Annotated in this window: 15 protein-coding genes; 6 read left to right on the top strand and 9 right to left on the bottom strand. The window is 70.5% G+C overall.

Going from position 1 to position 15,967, the window contains the following annotated elements; genetic code table 11:
* Positions 1-193 precede the first annotated feature (193 nt).
* Positions 194-2,050, top strand: a complete 1,857-nt coding sequence (locus V5F53_RS01475) for a sensor histidine kinase (protein WP_393998005.1) — start codon at positions 194-196, stop codon at positions 2,048-2,050.
* Positions 2,050-3,405, top strand: coding sequence for a sigma-54-dependent transcriptional regulator (locus V5F53_RS01470; protein ID WP_393998006.1), 1,356 nt, complete (start codon positions 2,050-2,052; stop codon positions 3,403-3,405). Before V5F53_RS01475 ends, V5F53_RS01470 begins: the two co-directional genes overlap by 1 nt.
* A 274-nt stretch (positions 3,406-3,679) precedes the next feature.
* Here the strand turns inward: V5F53_RS01470 and V5F53_RS01465 are convergent, their stop codons facing one another.
* Positions 3,680-4,465: a phosphatase PAP2 family protein gene (locus V5F53_RS01465; protein WP_393998007.1), complete on the bottom strand. Its 786-nt coding sequence runs from the start codon at positions 4,463-4,465 to the stop codon at positions 3,680-3,682.
* A 241-nt stretch (positions 4,466-4,706) separates the two neighbouring features.
* Here V5F53_RS01465 and V5F53_RS01460 point away from each other — a divergent pair, with 241 nt between their 5' ends.
* Positions 4,707-5,192, top strand: coding sequence for a YaiI/YqxD family protein (locus tag V5F53_RS01460; RefSeq protein ID WP_393998008.1), 486 nt, complete (start codon positions 4,707-4,709; stop codon positions 5,190-5,192).
* A 7-nt stretch (positions 5,193-5,199) separates the two neighbouring features.
* On the opposite strand, the gene cowN is transcribed toward V5F53_RS01460, so the two are convergent.
* Positions 5,200-5,532, bottom strand: coding sequence for a N(2)-fixation sustaining protein CowN (cowN, locus tag V5F53_RS01455; RefSeq protein WP_393998009.1), 333 nt, complete (start codon positions 5,530-5,532; stop codon positions 5,200-5,202).
* Positions 5,533-5,666: 134 nt separating this feature from the next.
* Positions 5,667-6,464 carry a PAS domain-containing transcriptional regulator gene (locus V5F53_RS01450; RefSeq protein ID WP_393998010.1) on the bottom strand — a complete coding sequence of 266 codons (798 nt, stop codon included), beginning with the start codon at positions 6,462-6,464 and terminating at the stop codon, positions 5,667-5,669.
* Between the two features lie 218 nt (positions 6,465-6,682).
* On the opposite strand from V5F53_RS01450, the gene V5F53_RS01445 reads away from it, so the two are divergent.
* The 3 genes from V5F53_RS01445 to der are packed head-to-tail and all read left to right on the top strand — an operon-like array spanning position 6,683 to position 9,066.
* Entirely contained in the window at positions 6,683-7,375 is a 693-nt protein-coding gene (locus tag V5F53_RS01445; protein ID WP_393998011.1) for a tetratricopeptide repeat protein, read from the top strand.
* A gap of 11 nt (positions 7,376-7,386) precedes the next feature.
* Complete coding sequence (locus V5F53_RS01440) at positions 7,387-7,650, top strand: hypothetical protein (RefSeq protein ID WP_393998012.1); 264 nt, start codon at positions 7,387-7,389, stop codon at positions 7,648-7,650.
* Between the two features lie 51 nt (positions 7,651-7,701).
* Positions 7,702-9,066, top strand: a complete 1,365-nt coding sequence (gene der, locus V5F53_RS01435) for a ribosome biogenesis GTPase Der (protein ID WP_393998013.1) — start codon at positions 7,702-7,704, stop codon at positions 9,064-9,066.
* Between the two features lie 743 nt (positions 9,067-9,809).
* On the opposite strand, the gene V5F53_RS01430 is transcribed toward der, so the two are convergent.
* The 6 genes from V5F53_RS01430 to V5F53_RS01405 form a co-directional block, all read right to left on the bottom strand.
* Positions 9,810-10,364 (bottom strand): invasion associated locus B family protein, encoded by a 555-nt coding sequence (locus V5F53_RS01430; protein WP_509212797.1) that lies wholly within the window; start codon positions 10,362-10,364, stop codon positions 9,810-9,812.
* Between the two features lie 285 nt (positions 10,365-10,649).
* Positions 10,650-11,789: a polysaccharide biosynthesis/export family protein gene (locus V5F53_RS01425; RefSeq protein WP_509212795.1), complete on the bottom strand. Its 1,140-nt coding sequence runs from the start codon at positions 11,787-11,789 to the stop codon at positions 10,650-10,652.
* Positions 11,790-12,514: 725 nt separating this feature from the next.
* On the bottom strand, positions 12,515-13,870 hold the full coding sequence (gene accC, locus V5F53_RS01420) for an acetyl-CoA carboxylase biotin carboxylase subunit (protein ID WP_393998016.1): 1,356 nt from the start codon (positions 13,868-13,870) through the stop codon (positions 12,515-12,517).
* Positions 13,871-14,027: 157 nt separating this feature from the next.
* Positions 14,028-14,489 (bottom strand): acetyl-CoA carboxylase biotin carboxyl carrier protein, encoded by a 462-nt coding sequence (gene accB, locus V5F53_RS01415; protein ID WP_393998081.1) that lies wholly within the window; start codon positions 14,487-14,489, stop codon positions 14,028-14,030.
* 59 nt (positions 14,490-14,548) lie between these two features.
* Positions 14,549-14,989, bottom strand: coding sequence for a type II 3-dehydroquinate dehydratase (gene aroQ / locus V5F53_RS01410; protein WP_393998017.1), 441 nt, complete (start codon positions 14,987-14,989; stop codon positions 14,549-14,551).
* A 194-nt stretch (positions 14,990-15,183) separates the two neighbouring features.
* Entirely contained in the window at positions 15,184-15,945 is a 762-nt protein-coding gene (locus tag V5F53_RS01405) for a DsbA family protein (protein WP_393998018.1), read from the bottom strand.
* Positions 15,946-15,967 lie beyond the last annotated feature (22 nt).

Genomic DNA, 15,967 nt, shown 5'->3' with positions numbered 1-15,967 from the left:
GCACCGCGCGGACAGCGCCTTTGCGCAAGCCCCGTGCCACGTGAGCCGGCCTGGCGCGCAGCCGGCAAAGCATTGAAAAGACGTTAACCGATCCCCACCTCCGCTCCGCGCGCTCGACAGGCCGTGCGAGCTGCCACACAAAGGGCAGGTCAGGTCGTGCGAAAATCCGCACATCACCCCATGCGCGAGGCCCATGGTGTCCGAGTTTTCGCAAGAGGCCGGTGCCGGCATCGGCCGGCCCACCCGCCGCCGGCTGCCGGCGCTGCTAGGGCTCGCCGCCGGCGGGCTGCTGCTGCTGGTGGGGCTGGACCGACTCGCGGTCTTCGGCGCCGACCGCTGGGCCATCTCCAAGGTCCAGGGCGAGGCCGCCTTCGCCGCCGACATCCGGGTGACGGCCCTGCGCAGCGAGATCGAGAAGCAACGCACCCTGCCGGTGGTGCTGGCCCAGGACCCCGACGTGCGCACCGCGCTGGAACAGGGCGATGCCTCCGCCATTGCCGCGCTGGATGCCAAGTTCAAGACCCTGGCCGCGGCCACCCGGGCCGGCGTCATCTATCTCATGACCGATTCCGGCCTGTGCATTTCCGCCAGCAATGCCGGCACGCCGCTCAGCTTCGTCGGCTCCGACTATGGCTTCCGGCCGTATTTCCAGCGCGCCCTGGCGGAGGGGAGCGCCGAGCATTTCGCCTTCGGCACCGTCAGCCTGCATCCCGGCCTCTACCTGGCCCGGCGCGTGGACGCCGCAGACGGGCGCCCGCTGGGGGTGGTGGTGGTGAAGGCCGAGTTCGACGACATCGAGAGCGACTGGCGGCGCCTGCCGCTGCCCACCCCCACCTTCGTCACCGACACCCGCTCCATCGTGCTCGTCACCAGCGAGCCGGCGTGGCGCTTCCGCGCCCTCGCGCCCATCGCCGAGGACCAGAAGGCCGCCATCCGCGCCAGCCTGCAATTCGGCGATGCGCCGCTGGAGCCGCTCGCCTTCCATTCCGCCGCCGACCGCGACCATGTGGTGCGCGCCAGCCTGCCCGGCACCGCCGCTCCGCGCAGCTTCGTCGAGGCGCGTGCGGAGGTTCCCACCACCAGCTGGACCCTGCACGTGCTGGTGCCCACCGCCCCGGCGGTGAACCTTGCCGCCACCGCCGGCCGCTCGGTGGCGCTGCTGGCGGGGATTGTGGGGCTCGGCGCCGGCGGCCTGCTTGTCGCCCGCCGCTCCCAGCGGCAACGGGAAAAGGCGCGGCAGCGGGAGGCCCGGCGGGAGCTGGAGGAACAGGTGGAGACCCGCACCGCCGAACTGAAGGCGGCCAACGGGCAGCTCAAGGCCGAGATGGTCGAGCGCCGTCGCGCCCGCATCGCCCTGGAGGCGCTGCAGGACGAATTGGCCCAGGCCACCAAGCTCGCCATGCTCGGCCAGATCGCCGCCTCCATCGCCCATGAGGTGAACCAGCCGGTGGCCGCCATCCGCGTCTTCGCCGACAATGCCCGCACCTTCCTGGAGCAGGGCCAGCCCGACGCCGCCGGCGACAATCTCGGCACCATCGCCGCCCTCACCGAGCGCATCGGCGCCATCACCCAGGAATTGCGCGCCTTCGCCCGCAAGCCGGCGCGCGAAATCGGCCCGGTGCCGGTGGCGGCGGCGGTCAAGGGGGTGCTGGGGCTGATGGGCTACCGGCTGCGCGAGCACAACATCGCCCTGGCCCTGGACATTCCCGAGACCCTGGTGGCGCGGGCTGACCGCGGCCGGCTGGAACAGGTGCTGGTGAACCTGCTGCAGAACGCCATCGAGGCCCTGGCGGACCGGCCGGACCGGCGGCTGCGCATCCTCGCCGCCCGCGCCGGCGGCGCCATCACCCTCACCATCGCCGACAACGGACCGGGGCTGACGCCGGAGGTGATGGCGGCGCTGTTCCTGCCCTTCACCACCACCAAGCCGCACGGGCTGGGCCTGGGCCTCGTGATCTGCCAGGACATCCTGCGCGAGTTCGGCGGCAGCCTCGCCGCCGAGAATGCCGATGGCGCCCGCTTCATCATCACCCTGCCGGAGGCTGCCTGATGGATGTCGCCTTCATCGACGACGACGATGTGCTGCGCGCCGCCAATGTGCAGGCGCTGATGCTGGCCGGCCTGAAGGTGAAACCCTTCGCCTCCGCCGAGGCCGCCCTCGACGACCTGGACGAGAGCTTTCCCGGCGTGGTGGTGAGCGACGTGCGCATGCCGCGCATGGATGGCATCACCCTGTTCCGCCACCTCAAGCGCATGGACTGCGATCTTCCGGTGATCTTGGTCACCGGCCATGGCGACATCGCCATGGCGGTGGATGCCATGCGCGAGGGCGCCTATGACTTCCTCGCCAAGCCCTACCCCATGGACCGCCTGCTCGGCGCGGTGCGCCACGCCCTGGAAAAGCGGCGGCTGGTGCTGGAGAATCGCGAGCTGAAGCATCGTGCGGAGGCGGTCAGCGCCGAAGAGCCGCTGATCGGCGTCGCCCCGGCCATGGAGCGGCTGCGCCAGACCCTGCGCCAGCTCGCCGACGCCGACGTGGACGTGCTGGTGGAGGGCGAGACCGGTGCCGGCAAGGAAGTGGTCGCCCATGCCCTGCACCGCTGGAGCCGGCGCGCCGGCCGGCCGCTGGTGGCGGTGAATTGCGGCGCCCTGCCGGAAAGCATGATCGAGAGCGAGCTGTTCGGCCACGAGGCCGGCGCCTTCACCGGCGCGGTCAAGAAGCGGGTCGGCCGCATCGAGCATGCCAGCGGCGGCACCTTGTTCCTGGACGAGATCGAGGCCATGTCCCCGGCGCTCCAGGTCAAGCTCCTGCGCGTGCTGGAGGCGCGCGAGGTAGCCCCGCTCGGCACCAACGAGGTGCGGCGGGTGAACCTGCGGGTGGTCGCCGCCTCCAAGGTCGATCTCATCGACCTGGTGCGCAAGGGCGATTTCCGCGAAGATCTCTATTATCGGCTGCATGTGGCCAGTGTCCGCATCCCGGCGCTCCGGGAACGGCGGGAGGATGTGCCGTTGCTGTTCGGCCACTTCCTCGCCCGCGCGGCCAAGCGCTTCGGCCGCGAGCCGCCGCCCCTCACCGCCACCGCGCGCCGGCACCTCGACACCCACGACTGGCCGGGCAATGTGCGCGAGCTGGCCCATTACGCCGAACGGGTGGCACTCGGCCTCATCGGCGACGCCGGCGATGTGGCGCCGGAGGCGCCGCCGCCACCGGCGGAGGCCGAGAACGCCCCCTCCCTGCCGGAACGGATGGAGGCGTTCGAGGCCGCCGAGATCCGCGCCGCCCTGGCCGCCACCCAGGGTGACGTGCAGGCCGCCGTCCGCGCCCTGGGCATTCCGCGCAAGACCTTCTACGACAAGCTGCGCCGCCACGGCATCGACCAGGGCCGCTACCGCCCGGAGAAGTGAGCCTGCCGCGGGGCCTCCCCGCCGGACGGCGGCACCGATCGCGCCGCCTGCGCCCCCTTGCACCGTGCGCCGCGACCGCGTCCAGCGCGACGCTCCCCGCCGCCACGAACCTCAGCGGCCACAGGGCTGCTGCGAGCCAATTCCACGCGCGCCACCGGCCTGCGGGCGGCATGACGGCGGATGTCGGCCCGCTTGGCGCTTGAGCTTGCCCCGCCTTGAGCTTGCCCCGCCTTGAGCTTGCCCCGCCTTGAGCTTGCCCCGCCTTGGGCTTGCCTCAGGCCTTGGGCTTGGCCGTGTCGGGCGTGGGCAGGCCGGGCTCGGGCTCGACGTCGCCCTTGCGCTGGAGCCACAGCATGACGAGCCAGCACAGAGCCGCCCAGCCGGCGCCCAGCATCCAGCCGCCGAGCACGTCGGTGGGCCAGTGCACGCCGAGATAGATGCGGCTGACGCCCACGCACACCGTGACCACGGCGGCAGTGCCGACCAGGAACACCTTGACCCGGGTGCGGGCCTGGGTGCGCGCCAGGAGCGCGCCAAGCGTCAGATAGACGATGGCCGACAGCATGGCGTGGCCGCTGGGGAAGCTCTGGGTGTAGACGGCGGCGCCATGGGGCACGAGGTCCGGGCGCGGCCGGTCGAAGCCCCATTTCATCACCTGCGACAGCGCCGTGCCGCCGGCCACCGACACCGCCACCAGCAGTGCCGCATGGCGCTTCTGCGTCATCAGCAGAAACACCAGCACCACCAGCGTGAGCAGGGTCAGCACCCCGGTGCTGCCCAGCGCCGTGAAATCGCGCATCATCTCCTCGAGCCAGACCGGGCCGAGCGGATCGGACAGATTGTTGGGATCGCGCAGCGCCAGCAGGATGCCCCGGTCGAGACTGCCGGCCGGCCCTTCCAGCACCTCGTCGGCGATCCGGGCGAAGATGTATAGCGCGCAGGCCGCAAAACCCAGCGTCGCCAGCGTCATCCGCTCCATGTGGCTCACCGAGGCCAGGAGGCGGCCGATGACGGGAAGGGCTTCGAGGCGGCGGCGGCCGCGGGTGATGAGCGAAGTCATGGGCAAAGGCTTGGCGCGACCCGGGCCCCGCGTCAACCGCCCGTTTCGGCCCATGACGCAGCGGCATGCCATGGCCGGCCCGCCGGGCCGGACACCCCCGCGCGCCACTCGCCCGGACACCGGGCCCGGCGGACCGCTCCGCGATCGGGAGCCCTTGCCGGGGCCCCGGCCCCCCCCGTGCTCGGAAGCTCGCTTTGCCCGGCCCCTTGCCCTGGCGCCCCGCCCCTGCCATGTGCCGGGGATGACCCCCCGTGACGCCCCCATCGCCCTCTATCTCGACGCCGACGCCTGCCCGGTGAAGGAGGAGGCCTACAAGGTCGCCTTGCGGCATGCTCTTCAAACCCACGTGGTGGCGAACATGCCGCTGGCGGTGCCGTCCCACCCGCTCATTCACCGCGTGGTGGTGCCGGCCGGGCCCGATGCCGCCGACGATTTCATCGCCGCCCGGGTGACACGCGGCGATGTGGTGGTCACCGCCGACGTGCCGCTTGCCGCCCGCTGCGTGAAGGCGGGGGCGGACGTGATCGCCCCCTCCGGCAAGCCCTTCACGCCCGATTCCATCGGCATGGCCCTGGCCACACGCAACCTGATGGACGATCTGCGCTCGGCCGGAGCGGTGACCGGAGGCCCCCGGCCGTTTTCCGCCCGCGACCGCTCGGCCTTCCTCTCGGCCCTCGACCTCGCCATCGTGCGGCTGAAGCGAGCCGGCTTCACCGCCGGCGCCTGAGCCCGGCTCAGAAGCACTCCTCCTCCAGCTTCTTGAGCGCGGCAAGGGCGGCTTCGTCCTCCTGCTCCTCGAACAGATCGACCATGTAATAGACATGGGAATGGAGCAGCAGCAGCTTGTCGCAGAGAGCGGCGCCGCCCTTCTCCGCCGCCACGAGCCGCGCCTTGAAGCGGGCCCAGAAAGCGTTGCCGTGAGCCGGATCGTCGATGTAGCGGAACAGGTGCCCCAGCACCTGCCTCATATTGCCGTCGAAATCGATGCCCCGGAAGGTGACATAGCGATCGGGATTGTCGAGGTCGCCCGGCAGCTGCGAGAAGTCGGCGGAAACGGATGAATCCATGGAACACCCTTCGGGATCAGGCGCGAAAGCCGCGCATGACCGAAGCGTGTCGCCCCCCGCCCCGGCGCTCAACGATGCGGGAACGGCTCACGAGCGGCGCGCACGAGCGGCACTCCCGCTGCACGAACGGCGGATTACACCGCCAGCATCCGGCGCATGGCCTCCACCTTGGCGCGGCTCACCGGCACCCGCGTCGCCTCCCGGTCGGCCAGGATCAGGTGCCAGCCGCCATCGGCGCGCTCGGCCCCGCGCACATGGCGGATGTTCACCACGTAGCGCCGGTGGACCCGGATGAAGGCGGCGGGATCGAGCCGCCGCTCCAGGTCGGCGAGCGAGCGCGGACAAAAGGCGGAGAAGGCGAGCGTGCGCGCCTCGGCATAATGGCCCTGGGCCACCAGGCACACCACCTCGCCCACGTCGATGAGGGAGATGACGGCGCCCTTGCCACGCATGAGCGGCAGCTTCATCAGCGGGCACAGCGCCTGCCCGGCGGCGGCCGCCACCGGCACCGCCTCCACCCGCTCCTCTCCGGCCTCCGATTCGGCCCGGCCCATCACCGGAGCGTCGGCCAGGGCATGGATCATCATGCAATAGCCGGCTGCGCCATTGGCGCCGTCGAGGCGACTCACCTTGGCCACCAGGCTGCCCATGGCGGTCGTCACCACCAGCGAGGCGGTGCCGTCGGCCGCAGCGGCGGCCCGCGCGATCAGCCAGCCGACCTTCTCGCGCGCCTCGTCGGGATGGAGATCGAGAATGCCGGCGCCCATCAGCTGCGCCCCCGCCGGCGCCAGCAGCCGCAGCGCCACCGGATTCACCGCGCGGATGACGAGATCGGCGTCCAGCATCACCACCCCCACGGGGGTGCGGCTGAGCCGGTATTCAAACGACGGCGGGGCCGCGCGCGGCCCCGGGTCCTCCGTCGGCCTGGCCATGGGCTGTTCTCCTGCCGGGGCGTCCGGCGCCCGGTTGGCCGACCTTACACCATCGCTTCCGCCGGTCGACCGGCAGCCTCGCCCACAGGCGGCCACGCCGGGTTTGCCACGAAGAGGCCGCATGGATACGTTACGCGGCCGAAGTCGGCGCGACGGCCCTTCCCGCCGTCCCCGTCTTGCCGTGCCGACCGACCGTTCCTTGCATCTGCGGACCTTTGATGACCGACATTTTCCACGAGATCCAGGAAGACCTCCGTCGCGAGCGGATGCGCAAGCTCTGGGACCGATACGGCATCGTGCTGATCGCCGCCGTCGTGCTGGCGGTCGCCGGGGCCGCCGCCTGGAGCGGCTATTCCTATTGGCGCCAGCAGCAGGCGGTCGCCGCCAGCCTCGCCCTCCAGGACGCCGTGGACCTGAACGCCGCCGGCAAGTTCACCGAGGCCGAGGCCGCGTTCCAGGAAATCGCCCGGAGCGGGCCGCAGGGCTACCGCGCCATCGCCTTGTTCCACGCCGCCAATGCCGCCGCCGCGCGCGACAAGGCGGCCGGGGTCGCCGCCTTCGACGCCATCGCCGCCGATGGCGGTCTCAACGCCCTGGTGCGCGAGATGGCGCGGCTGCGCGCCGGCCTGATCCTGCTCGACACATCGGACCTCGCCGACGTGTCCAGACGCGTGGGCGATCTGGCGGCCGGCACCGGTCCCCTGCGCAATCCGGCGCGCGAGATGCTCGCGGTGGCCCAGCTGAAAGCCGGCGACCGCGCCGCAGCCAACGCCACCGCCACCCGGATCACCGAGGACGCCGGCGCCACCGCCGGGGTCCGCTCCCGCGCCGAGCTGATCCGCCGCCTGACCGCCACGCCCGCGGACGCCCCGCCCGCCCCGGCCGTCGCCGCCCCTGCCGCCGTACAGTAAGGATGCCGCCTATGGGACAGTCCCGCCGTCTGCTGTGCTCGCTGCGTGTCGCCGTCGGGCTGTCCCTCGCCCTCGCGGCCGCCGGGTGCGAAACGCTTGAGAAGATGAACCCCTTCGAGGAAAAGGAAAAACCCCTGCCCGGCGCACGCCAGCAGGTGTTCCCGCAGGGGGTTCCCGGGGTCGATTACTCGACCGGCCCCGGCCAGCCGAGCAACGCCAACGCCCCCATCGACCTGCCCAATCCGCCGCCCTCGGGCGCGAACGCGTCGCGCTGAGGCGCGACGCAGGGCCTTCCCCTCCTCCATTTCGGGCGACGAGCCGATCCCATGACCTTCTCCCTGGCCATCGTCGGCCGGCCCAATGTGGGCAAGTCCACCCTGTTCAATCGCCTCGTGGGCAAGAAGCTCGCGTTGGTGGACGACCGCCCCGGCGTCACCCGTGACCGCCGCGAGGGCGACGCGCGGCTCGGCGACCTCGCCTTCCGCATCGTCGACACCGCCGGCCTGGAGGAGGCGGACGCCGCCAGCCTCGAGGGCCGCATGCGCGCCCAGACCGAGGCCGCCATCGGCGACGCCGACGCCATTCTCTTCCTCATCGACGCCCGCGTCGGGCTGACCCCCACCGACCGGGCCTTCGCGGCCCTCGCGCGCCGCTCCGGCAAGCCGACCATCCTGGTGGCCAACAAGAGCGAGGGGCGCGGCGGCGAGGCCGGCGCCATCGAGGCCTACGCCCTCGGCCTCGGCACCCCGGTGCCGCTCTCCGCCGAGCATGGAGAAGGGCTCTCCGACCTCTATGACGCCATCTGCGCCGCCCTGCCGGAGCAGACCAGCCTGGAGGCCCAGAAGGCGGACGAAGACGAGCCCGTGGCCGAGGATGGACAGCCAAAGCGGCCGATCAAGGTGGCGGTGCTGGGCCGGCCCAATGCCGGCAAGTCCACCCTCATCAACCGCCTGCTGGGCGCCGACCGCCTGCTGACCGGCCCGGAGGCCGGCATCACCCGCGATTCCATCGCCGTCGAGGTGGAGTTTCGTGGCACCCGGCTGGAGGTGTTTGACACCGCCGGCCTGCGCCGGCGCGCCCGCATCGAGGACAAGCTGGAGAAGCTCTCCGCCGCCGACGCCCTGCGCGCCATGAAGTTCGCGGAGGTGGTGGTGGTGCTCATCGATGCCACCCGCCCGTTCGAGGAGCAGGACCTGCGCATCGCCGACCTGGTGACGCGCGAGGGCCGTGCGGTGGTGATCGGCTACAACAAGTCCGACCTCATCGCCCGCGGCGGCCTCGCCACCCGCCTGCGCGAGGAGGCCGACCGCCTGCTGCCGCAGGTGAGGGGTGTGCCCATCGTCGCCCTGTCGGGCCTTACCGGGCACGGCCTCGACAAGCTGGTGGAGGCCATTTCCGCCACCTACAAGGTCTGGAACAAGCGGGTCGCCACCAATCCGCTGAACCGCTTCCTGCAACAGGTGGTAGACAATCATCCGCCACCGGCGGTGTCGGGGCGGCGGGTGAAGCTGCGCTACATGACTCAGCCCAAGGCCCGGCCGCCCTCCTTCGTGCTGTTCTGCTCACGGGCCGATGCCGTGCCGGAAAGCTATATCCGCTACCTCACCAACGCCCTGCGCGAGACCTTCGACCTGCCCGGCGTCCCCATTCGCCTGACCCTAAGGCAGAAGGACAATCCGTACGCGGAGTGAGGCCAGACGCCCCGACCGGCCGGCACCCAGCCTTCGCCGGCGCGGGCTTGGCGGGAGCCGCAGGCCCCATGCGGCATCGAGCCCCCGGATGGCCGCCCCCGCCGCCTTGGACCGGTCGTGAACGCAGTTCCCGCCGCCGATCGAAGGGGGCGCCCTTCAGGCATGCCGGGCGCGACCGCGCAATACCGGCGGCCGACCGCGGACTTCGCGCGCCTGCGTCCCGCGAGGTCCGCGGTCACTCCTGGCACCGTCGCCGGATATCCACGCGAGATCCCGCGGCCTCCCCGGCCGCGATGTCGTTGGGCGCGCGGAAACGCGGGTACGGCCCATGACCTGCCAGCCCGAGACCTTGCTGGTGAAGGACCTTGCTGGTGAAGGACCTTGCTGGTGAAGGACCTGCTGGCCAATAAAGAGCGCTTTATAGCCGGGCTGACCGAGGCCTCCCTGCGCAGCCGTGGGGCCTGAGACCCCGTCATGCCGCCAGCACGCGGGAAGCTGCCGCCGATGCCGGACCCGACGGCCGGCCGACCATTTCCCTGCCCGCGAGATCGCGAAAAAGCCGGCCAATCCGCGCCCCCGCGACAGCGCCGGCTGCGATCGGATGCGCAGCGCAACGCGCTCTCCCGTCTCGGGAGCCGGCGCGATTGGCGATATTCGCCAACGCCGGGCCCACGAACGGCGGTCGCGCCGCCGCCCTCATCCCTTCGCCCCACCGCCGACCCGTTCGGGCGCGACGTGCGTCCTCAGCTCTTGAGGCTGGCGGCGATGGCCTCGCCCAGGCCCTTGAAGGAGACGGGCAGGATCACGGGATTGCGCGAGCCGGTCTCGAAGGTCAGTTCGCCCTTGCCGGCACTCGCCTTCAGCGCCGCCAGATTCTCCGGCGTGAGCGCGAGGCTGGCGACACAGAATTGGCCGCACCGCTTGTAGCTCAAGGTCAGGTCGGGGACGCCGCCCACCTTGAAGGTGACATTGGCGGGAAGCCACACGCCCGGGGGCGTCAGCACCACCAGCAGCACTTCGCCGCCCTGCCGCGCCCGCACCGCCACATGCGCGAGCACGCCCTTCAGATCCGGGGTCTGGAGGGTCTGAACCGCCTCGCACTCCTTGGGAGAGGCGTCCTTCTTGCAGCGCACCACCCAGTCGTCATGGGTGGACCGCGTCTCGCTCGCGGCCGGGCTTTCGGCCCGCGCCACCGACCCCTGGAGCGCCGTTCCGCCGCCGAGCGCGGCGGCCAGCGTCCAGGCCAGTGCCGTGACGGCCGCCTTGGCCCGGGCGGGCAGGAAAACCTTGCGCGACATGATGATCATGGAAGTCCCCGACGTTCGGCGGCATTTCAGGGCGATTTCAGCCAGAGCGGGAAGCGCCCGCGCGTCCGAAACCGCGTTGAAGCAACGAGCCGGAGCCGGCCTCGCGAGGGCTGCGCGTCCCGCGGGACAAGCTCCGGTGCCGGGCGGTGCATGGACCCCATCGGCATATGCGTCCGGATATACGAATCGCAGCGGGTTCGGCAACACCTATCCCTGGCCGGCGGTCCGCCCCAGCCGGCCGAGGTCCCGCGCCCTGAAGCGCGGGACCTCTCAAGGTCAGAAGTTGTTGACGCTGCCGGCGACCGAGACAGCGGAGATGGCCGGCGAGACCGCGACGCGGAACACGTCCAGGATCTTCTGCAGTTCCACGGTCGGCGCGTTGGACAGGTAGACGATATCCCGGTCCCGCAGCACGAAGCTGTCCGCCAGGAAGAAGCCCGAGGTGGCGCCAAGGTTGAACTGGTAGACCACCGGCACGTAGGTGCTCTCCGCCGGCTGGTCGGGCGTCAGCTGGTTGATCACCGCCTTGGGCTCGTAGCGCAGCACGAACACACCCTTCACGTCGCTGCGCGTGTCGATGAGGCCACCGTTGCGCGCCAGGGCGTTGGCGAGCGTCACCTTTTCCGGCGGCAACGCGGCCTCGGTGGTGCGGTTCACGGCGCCCATGATCATGTAGATGCGCGGCTTGACCGACAAATTGAGGAAGTCGCCGCCCTTCAGCTTCACGTCTGCCGTGGGCTGGTTGATGAGCGCCTGCAGACGCACGGAGCGGGTGGAGCCGTTGCGGGTCAGCTCCACGATCGCATCGCTCGGCGGCACGGTCGGCCCGCCGGCCCGGGTCACGAGCTGCAGCAGGGTCTCACCGGCGGCGGTCACGTCGAACTCGCCCGGCGATTTCACGGCACCAGCGATGATGACCTTGTTGGACTGGTTGCCCACCAGGCGAACGATCACCTGCGGCTGGATGATGCGGCTCTTCAGCTCCTCCTCGAGCTTTGAGCCCACCTGCCGGGTGGTGAGGCCGCCCACATGCACAGTGCCCACCAGCGGGAAACTGATGGAGCCCTGGGCATCCACCGACATCTCGGGCAACGTCACCAGCGCGGCCGACTGGCCACCGACGCTCTGCGAGTTGATGCCGGAGAACACGCCGCCCGAGGCCGGCTCCATCACGGTGATGGCGAGCACGTCGCCCGGCCCCAGCACCGGCCCGCCCGGCGAGCGATCACTGCGGAAGAAGCCACGGGTCGAGAAGCTGTCGTCAGGCACCCGCAGCAGCACGCCGCTGACCGCCACATCCACGGGGACGAGGCGGAACGGGAAGTCGTGCGGATATTCGTTGTCCTGCTGGATGTCGCTCGCCATCGGGCCGCTGCGCGGCGTTTCGCAGCCGGCGAGACCCAACGCGGCGCCCATGGCCAGAACCAGAAGCGCATGCGCGGGCCGAACGGCTTCCCCGAACGTGTGCCGGCACTTGCGGAGCCAATTCAACACCATTCCCCCAGGCCCTCTTGCTGACTGCAATGACCGCCGGCAATCGACGCTCAACTGCCGGTGGATACGCGCCCTTGCACCTTAGACCCGCGACGATGCCGACACCTGACCGTACGGTCGCGGGCGGAACCGGCATCCCCGGATGCTTGCCTTTATCATGTCCACGCTGCGGCGCAAACGTGGCGCCTGCGCGCCGCCTGCAACCGGAGCGACTCCCAGGCCTGCATGCTCGGCTGCATTATGCTGCGCCCAGGTGAAGACGCATCAGGTAAATGGCTTTTTCAGGCGTCATTTCGCCGGGAAACGGCAATCAATCGCCAACTGTGGCCCTGCCGCAACAACTTTGACCGCCAAGCTTCGGGAAAGCTGACCTAAGGGACCCGCCCCAACTTGGGCACAGAAAACAACGCACGTAGCTAACAAGATGTTAAACGGAAAGTCTTGCGGCCAATGCTGGGCGAATAGCAAACGCTTCCCCAAGGGGCGGGAGAAAGACCAAGAGACGGCGCCGATGTATTGCCCGGCGCCACGCCCGCAAGCCTCTCAGTCACAGCCCTCTCGGCGGCAGGCGCTCCGGGTCGCCCTGCGGCGACCCCGGCGGCGGCCCGGCCATCCGCCCCACCGTCCGGCAAGCGCCGGGCGCGGGCTCAGCCGTGCGCCTTCGCCACATCGGCCAGGAAATGTTCCAGCCAATGGATGTCATACCGGCCTTCGGCGATGTCCCGGGTGCGCACCAGGGTCCGGAACAGCGGCAGGGTGGTGTCGATGCCGTCCACCACGAACTCGTCGAGAGCGCGGCGCAGGCGGCGCAGGCACTCGTCGCGGGTGTGGCCGTGCACGATCAGCTTGCCCACCAGGCTGTCGTAGGTGGGGGGAATGACATAGCCCTGGTAGGCGTTGGAATCCACCCGCACGCCCAGGCCGCCCGGCACATGGTAATGGGTGATCCGGCCCGGCGAGGGGCGGAAGGTGGCGGGATGCTCCGCATTCACCCGGCACTCGATGGCGTGACCGTCGATCACCACGTCACTCTGGGTGAGGGTCAGCGGCTCCCCGGCGGCGACGCGGATCTGCTCGTTGATGAGGTCGATGCCGGTGATCATCTCGGTCACCGGATGCTCCACCTGGATGCGGGTGTTCATCTCGATGAAATAGAAGCGCCCGTCCTCATACAGGAACTCGATGGTGCCGACGCCCAGATACTTCAGGTCCCGCATGGCCTTGGCGCAGGTTTCGCCGATCTCGGCCCGCTGCGCGGCGGTGATCACCGGCGAGGGCGCCTCCTCCCACACCTTCTGGTGCCGGCGCTGCAACGAACAGTCGCGCTCGCCGAGATGAATGGCGTGGCCCTTGCCGTCGCCCAGCACCTGCACTTCGATATGGCGCGGCGTGGACAGGTACTTTTCCAGATAGACGGCATCGTCGCCGAAGGCGGCCTTGGCCTCGATGCGGGCGGTGGAGAGGGCCTGCGACAGGTCCTCCTTGGCCAGGGCCACCTTCATGCCGCGCCCGCCGCCGCCGGCGGCGGCCTTCACCAGCACCGGAAAGCCGATCTCGGCGGCCACGCGATGGGCCTCCTCATCGTCGCGGATGCCGCCGTCTGAACCGGGCACCACCGGGATGCCGAGGGACTGGGCGGTCTTCTTGGCCTCGATCTTGTCGCCCATGATGCGGATATGCTCCGCCTTGGGGCCGATGAAGCCGATGTTGTGATCGGCCAGGATCTCGGCGAAGCGGGCATTCTCCGCCAGGAAGCCGTAGCCGGGATGCACCGCGTCGGCGCCGGTGATCTCGCAGGCGGCGAGAAGGGAGGGAATGTTGAGGTAGCTCTCGCGGGCCGGCGGCGGGCCGATGCACACGCTCTCGTCGGCGAGGCGCACATGCATGGCGTCCGCGTCGGCGGTGGAGTGGACCGCCACCGTGGCGATGTCGAGCTCCTTGCAGGCGCGCAGGATGCGCAACGCGATCTCGCCGCGGTTGGCGATGAGGATTTTCTTGAACATCAGGCCTGCCCCTGGAGCATGTGCCCGCGAAGCGTCCGCCGCTCCGCGTTCTGCTGGCGAAGCACTTGCCGCTTCGCATGGAAACACTGCGGCGTGTCGTGGCCGCGGCCTCCCGGCGCGCGGTCGCGACACGCCGGGGAGCGCCGGCGACCGGCGCTCACTCGATGATCACAAGCGGCTCGCCGTATTCCACCGGCTGCCCATTGCCGACCAGAACCCGCGTCACCGTGCCGGAACGGGGGGCGGGAATGGCGTTCATGGTCTTCATGGCTTCGACGATCAGCACCGTCTGGCCCTCGCGGACGGTGGCGCCCACCTCCACGAACGGCGGCACGCCGGGTTCGGACGCCAGATAGGCGGTGCCCACCATGGGCGAGGTGACCACGCCAGGGTGCTTGGACAGGTCGGCGGGCGCCTCCGCCGCGGCCACGGCCGGCGCGACGACCGGGGCCGGCACCGCCGCCACCGGCGCGGCCGCGATCACCTGGGCCGGCGCGCGGACCACGCGGATGCGCAACCCCTCGTGCTCCACCTCGATCTCGGTCAGGTCGCTGTCCGACAGGAGCTTGGCGATGTCCTTGACGAGGTCGGTATCAATCTGCGGTTTGGAAGGCTTCATCATGGTCCTGCTCTTGCCGGCGGCGCCCGCCCCCGCGCGCGGGAGGCGATGGCGCGCCATCATGTCCCTTGGGAAAGGCTCGCCAGCGCCTGGATGCCGAGCACGTAGCTCTGCGGGCCGAAGCCGCAGATGACGCCCCGCGCCACCGGCGACAGATAGGAATGGTGCCGAAACGGCTCGCGGGCGAACACGTTGGAGAGGTGCACCTCGATCGTGGGCACCCCCACCGCCGCCACCGCGTCCCGAATGGCGACCGAGGTATGGGTATAGGCCGCCGCATTGAGGACGATGCCCCGCGCGCCGCGCGCCGCCTGGATCAGGTCCACCAGCGCGCCTTCGGAATTGGTCTGGTGGAACACGAGCGCAAAGCCGTGCCGCGCCGCCGCCTCACGGCACAGCGCCTCCACATCGGCCAGGGTCGCGGCGCCGTAGATGCCGGGCTCGCGGGTGCCGAGGAGGTTCAGGTTGGGCCCGTTCAGAACGTGGATGGTATCGGACATCCCAAAGACATCTGCCTGCGGCCCCATGGCCGGGTTGGCGGCCCTTATAGGAGCGCTCACGGCGCAAGGAAAGAGGCCAGCCGATGCCCGCCGGGCCGGCACGGGGGCGCATGCCCCCGTCCTTCAACACATCCGGGGCCCGGCCCCGGCATCGAACCGCGTGTCCGCCGGCCACGGGGGCCGGCGGCCGGCGATCAGTTCGCCTTCTTCTCGGCCCGCGATTCGGCGATGGCGGCCTTCAGCTTGTCGAAGCCCACGGCGCCCACCACCACCGTGTCGCCCACCACGTAGGACGGCGTGCCGTTGAGCGACAGCGCCTCGGCGATCTTCATGCTCTCGTCCAGGGTGGCGTTCAGCTCGGGCGAGCTGGCCTGCTTCTGCAGCAGGGCGGGGTCGATGCCCACCTCCTTGGCCGCCGCCAGGGCCTTGGCGCGATCCGCCTGGCCCCTGCCATTCAGCAGCGCCTGATGGAAGGCCATGTATTTCTCGGGCGCCACCAGGCGCACCGCGACCGCCACCTGCGCCGCCTCCACCGAGCCCGGGCCGAGCACCGGGAATTCCCGCAGCACCACCCGCAGGTTCGGGTCCTGCTTGATGAGCTCCTGGAGGTCGACGAGCGCCTTCTTGCAGTAGCCGCAATTGTAGTCGAAGAACTCCACCAGGGTGACGTCGCCCTTGGGGTTGCCCACCACCACGCCGCGCGGGCTGTCCAGGAGCAGCGGCTTCAGCTCGGCCACGGCCTGGCTGCGCGCCTTGGCCTCGGTGGCGTTGTGGCGCGCCTCGAGCACGGCGATCGCCTCCTGGAGCACTTCCGGGTTCTGCAACAGATACTCACGGATGACGGGGCCGAGCTCCTTCTTCTCCTCGTCGGTGAAGGCGGAAGCCGGGCTCGTGGCCAAGGCGGCGGCGAGCGCCAGCGGAACGAGGCCGGCGCTGCGGCCGAGGCGCGAAAACATGAAGATCTCCATCGCGTGAGAA

The sequence above is a fragment of the Xanthobacter cornucopiae genome (genome assembly GCF_043195065.2).
GTDB lineage: Bacteria > Pseudomonadota > Alphaproteobacteria > Rhizobiales > Xanthobacteraceae > Xanthobacter.
This window is presented reverse-complemented; position numbering and strand designations above follow the sequence as displayed.

What these genes read in the sequence shown, in the direction of transcription:
- V5F53_RS01440 (WP_393998012.1), top strand. Translation starts at nt 7,387, where the DNA reads ATGGGACAGTCCCGCCGTCTGCTGTGCTCGCTGCGTGTCGCCGTCGGG.
- V5F53_RS01405 (WP_393998018.1), bottom strand. Translation starts at nt 15,945, where the DNA reads ATGTTTTCGCGCCTCGGCCGCAGCGCCGGCCTCGTTCCGCTGGCGCTC.
- V5F53_RS01470 (WP_393998006.1), top strand. Translation starts at nt 2,050, where the DNA reads ATGGATGTCGCCTTCATCGACGACGACGATGTGCTGCGCGCCGCCAAT.
- cowN (WP_393998009.1), bottom strand. Translation starts at nt 5,532, where the DNA reads ATGGATTCATCCGTTTCCGCCGACTTCTCGCAGCTGCCGGGCGACCTC.
- V5F53_RS01445 (WP_393998011.1), top strand. Translation starts at nt 6,683, where the DNA reads ATGACCGACATTTTCCACGAGATCCAGGAAGACCTCCGTCGCGAGCGG.
- V5F53_RS01475 (WP_393998005.1), top strand. Translation starts at nt 194, where the DNA reads ATGGTGTCCGAGTTTTCGCAAGAGGCCGGTGCCGGCATCGGCCGGCCC.
- accB (WP_393998081.1), bottom strand. Translation starts at nt 14,489, where the DNA reads ATGAAGCCTTCCAAACCGCAGATTGATACCGACCTCGTCAAGGACATC.
- V5F53_RS01460 (WP_393998008.1), top strand. Translation starts at nt 4,707, where the DNA reads ATGACCCCCCGTGACGCCCCCATCGCCCTCTATCTCGACGCCGACGCC.
- V5F53_RS01425 (WP_509212795.1), bottom strand. Translation starts at nt 11,789, where the DNA reads ATGGGCGCCGCGTTGGGTCTCGCCGGCTGCGAAACGCCGCGCAGCGGC.
- aroQ (WP_393998017.1), bottom strand. Translation starts at nt 14,989, where the DNA reads ATGTCCGATACCATCCACGTTCTGAACGGGCCCAACCTGAACCTCCTC.
- der (WP_393998013.1), top strand. Translation starts at nt 7,702, where the DNA reads ATGACCTTCTCCCTGGCCATCGTCGGCCGGCCCAATGTGGGCAAGTCC.
- V5F53_RS01450 (WP_393998010.1), bottom strand. Translation starts at nt 6,464, where the DNA reads ATGGCCAGGCCGACGGAGGACCCGGGGCCGCGCGCGGCCCCGCCGTCG.
- V5F53_RS01430 (WP_509212797.1), bottom strand. Translation starts at nt 10,364, where the DNA reads ATGTCGCGCAAGGTTTTCCTGCCCGCCCGGGCCAAGGCGGCCGTCACG.
- accC (WP_393998016.1), bottom strand. Translation starts at nt 13,870, where the DNA reads ATGTTCAAGAAAATCCTCATCGCCAACCGCGGCGAGATCGCGTTGCGC.
- V5F53_RS01465 (WP_393998007.1), bottom strand. Translation starts at nt 4,465, where the DNA reads ATGACTTCGCTCATCACCCGCGGCCGCCGCCGCCTCGAAGCCCTTCCC.